Consider the following 3,105-nt stretch of genomic DNA (forward strand, 5'->3'; position numbering starts at 1 on the left):
CCAGGTCTTGAACGCCGCCTTCGACCGGCCCTCGACCATGTCCAGCAGCCTTGCTAACCTGAGTTTCTTCTTTTAAGTAAGGAGGGAGAATTATGGCTCCCACGAAAGTCTGTGATCGCAATGATCTGCCGCCAGGCGAGATGCTTCGTTATGAAGGCGGCCCGGAACCGATACTTGTATCCAATGTCGACGGAGAATTCTTCGCGGTTCAGGATGTGTGTTCCCATGACAACTGGGCCCTTTCGGAGGGCTTCCTCGAAGACGGCATAGTGGAGTGCACACTTCACTATGCGAAGTTCTGTGTGCGGACAGGCAAAGTCAAGGCGCTGCCGGCTAGTTCTCCGTTGAGAACTTTCGTCGTCAAGGTTGAGGGGAACGACGTGTTGGTCGATCTTGACAGCGGAGTGACGAACTGATGGGGATCTCCGATGTCGTGATCATCGGCAGCGGTGTCGCAGGTGTGAGCGCCGCACAGTCGCTTCGCTCGGAGGGGTACGAAGGCCGTCTTCTGCTAGTCGGCAAAGAAAACGTGCTCCCCTATGACCGCACCTCGCTCTCCAAAGCTGTACTTGGGGGTGACCTCGCCGATCCGCCACCGCTGTTGCCCGCCGGCTGGTATGAAGACGAGCAAATAGAGACACTTTTCGGCAGGCGCGCCACACGGATTGATCTCACTAGCAGAGAGGTTCTTCTGGATGATGGCAAGTCTCTCAAGGCCGATCGCGTCCTGATCGCGACCGGGTCCAGCCCGCGCGTGCCCTCCTTCCCGGGAACCGACATCTTGGGCGTAGAAACCCTGCGAACGTTGGAGGACGTCCAGCGGCTTCGCCAGGACTGGGAACCGGGGAAACGCCTTGTGATCATGGGTGGAGGCCTGATTGGCTGTGAGGTCGCAACCACGGCCCGGAAGCTCGGGCTCGAGGTAACGGTCTTACAGGCTTCAGATGAACTACTTGAACGTGTCATGGGACGCCGGATCGGCAGCTGGTGCCGGGCCCGACTCCAGGAAATTGGCGTTACGGTCGCGCTCCGCACCGGTGTGGCCGGATTCGAAGGGAAGGACCGGCTGAATGCAGTGATCGGTACCGACGGCCGTCGTTTCCCTGCGGATAGCGCACTTATTTGCATCGGAGCGGAGCCCGACGTGCAGATTGCCCGGCAGGCCGGACTTGCCTGCGACAGGGGTATAAGCGTGAACGACTCCGGCGAAACCGCCTCTGCTGGGGTGTTCGCTGCCGGGGACGTAGCCTCCTGGCCGCTGCTGGCGGGAGGTCAGCGGTCACTCGAAACGTACATCAACAGTCAGAAACAGGCCACCGCAGTGGCCTCCGCAATGCTGGGAAACATTGTTCATGCGCCTCAGATCCCTGTGTCCTGGAGCGAAATAGCCGGGCATCGGATGCAAATGATCGGCGACATCGCTGGCACCGGAGAGTACGTCACACGAGGTTCCCTTGAAGACGGTGCGGGCCAGTTGTTTAGACTGTCCGGCCAGCGCGTGGTAGCGGCAATCTCGGCAAACGCCCCGCGAGACTTCGCTATGGCCGTGCGGCTTGTTGAGAGCGGAGTTGAGTTGTCCCCTGGGCAGCTCGGCGATATGAACGTAACCCTGCGGCAATTGGCTCGCCCGGCGCAGCAGCCAGTGCGAGTGGCATAAACGGGAGCGGCATGAGGCTCAAGGGTGACCGCCATGGCCAACCGAAGCCGCGTAACGCCGAGAAGACCGCGCCCGTCAAGGCAGAGCTCAGACGGCTGCTGCCAAAGACAATCACCGCAGCGTCTTCCACACCAAAACTGGGACGACCGAAGGTCTTAGGTATGACCATACGACAGGAGTAACTTAATGCATGAACCTCGAGCCATCATCAGCCCTAGCCGGTACGTTCAAGGAGCCGGCGCCATTCATCAGCTCGGCAGGTACTTGAGCCCTATCGGTTCGACGCCCCTTGTCGTGGCCGATGACTTGGTGTGGGGCCTGGTCGGCCATGACGTGGAACACGCGCTCGAGAGTGCGGGCCTCAGCTTCACACGGGAAACTTTCAACGGGATTACGACGGAAGGCGAAATCAATCGCATCGTTGATGCCATCAAACGGACCGGTGCAGACGTAGCGGTCGCAATTGGGGGAGGTAGCGCCATTGACACAGTTAAGGCCGCTGGACACCTCGCCGGGATCAGATGGGCAAATTGTCCGACCGTCGCTTCGACTGACGCTCCATGCAGTGCACTGTCGGTGCTGTATACCGAGGCTGGCGAGTTTCACGAGTATCGCTTCCTTCCCAGAAACCCAGACTTAGTATTGGTCGACTCGCAAATCGTCGCCAATGCTCCTGTGTCACTCCTTATCGCAGGGGTGGGCGATGCGCTTGCTACATGGATTGAGGCCCGCGCAACGTCACGGTCAAATTCACAGACCATGGCGGGGGGGCCACCTACATTGGCGGCCACTGCGCTTGCTGAACTCAGCTGGAACATATTGTGGGAGAACGCACTGCCGGCCATAGACGCCGTCCGCGACAATCAAGTAACGCCTGCAGTGGAGAAAGTCATAGAAGCCAATACCTTACTTTCCGGCATCGGCTTCGAATCCGGCGGGGTGGCGGCTGCCCATGCAATCCACAACGGCTTGACAGGCGTTCCGGAAACCCACGGCCTTGCCCACGGCGAAAAGGTAAACATCGGCTCCATCGCCCAGCTCATGCTTGAAGGGGCACCCACAAGTGACGTTCGCGATTTCATCGAGTTCACCACTCGAATCGGATTGCCTACCACGCTAACCGAAATTGGACTTCGATCTGACGACCGGGACTCCCTGAAGAGAGTTTCAGACGCGGCCACTGTTCCCAGCGAGACTATCCATTCGATGCCCTTCGACGTAAACAGCGGCGACGTCCTTAGCGCCCTCATCTCACTTGAGAGATTTGCCGTCCGCGTCAGGGCGGATGCCAAGCTTCCGGAACCAAAATTCTACGTAGCACACTAAACACGACAAAATATCAGACCGCGGACCGGACTGAACCACATGGCTTGTCCGCAATTTGCCTGCAAACGGGCTCATCCCAATCGGGGGTGTAGGAGTTGGGGTCTGAAGCCGCCGGTCTCGAG

The 3,105-nt window shown here is 59.1% G+C and carries 3 protein-coding genes; all 3 read left to right on the forward strand.

Annotated elements, in window-relative coordinates:
- Positions 1-92: 92 nt before the first annotated feature.
- A complete protein-coding gene (locus tag H7C86_RS36665; RefSeq protein WP_182263495.1) occupies positions 93-416 on the forward strand; it encodes a bifunctional 3-phenylpropionate/cinnamic acid dioxygenase ferredoxin subunit in 324 nt (107 codons plus the stop codon).
- On the forward strand, positions 416-1,657 hold the full coding sequence (locus tag H7C86_RS36670; protein WP_182263496.1) for an NAD(P)/FAD-dependent oxidoreductase: 1,242 nt from the start codon (positions 416-418) through the stop codon (positions 1,655-1,657). The genes H7C86_RS36665 and H7C86_RS36670 overlap by 1 nt, the downstream gene beginning before the upstream one ends.
- 186 nt (positions 1,658-1,843) lie before the next feature.
- The gene (locus H7C86_RS36675) at positions 1,844-2,983 is read left to right on the forward strand and encodes a glycerol dehydrogenase (protein ID WP_160095662.1); all 1,140 of its coding nucleotides are present in this window, start codon (positions 1,844-1,846) and stop codon (positions 2,981-2,983) included.
- Positions 2,984-3,105: the final 122 nt, after the last annotated feature.

Origin of the sequence: Rhodococcus sp. UFZ-B548 (assembly GCF_903819475.1) — a bacterium.
GTDB classification, from domain to species: Bacteria; Actinomycetota; Actinomycetes; order Mycobacteriales; family Mycobacteriaceae; genus Rhodococcus_F; species Rhodococcus_F erythropolis.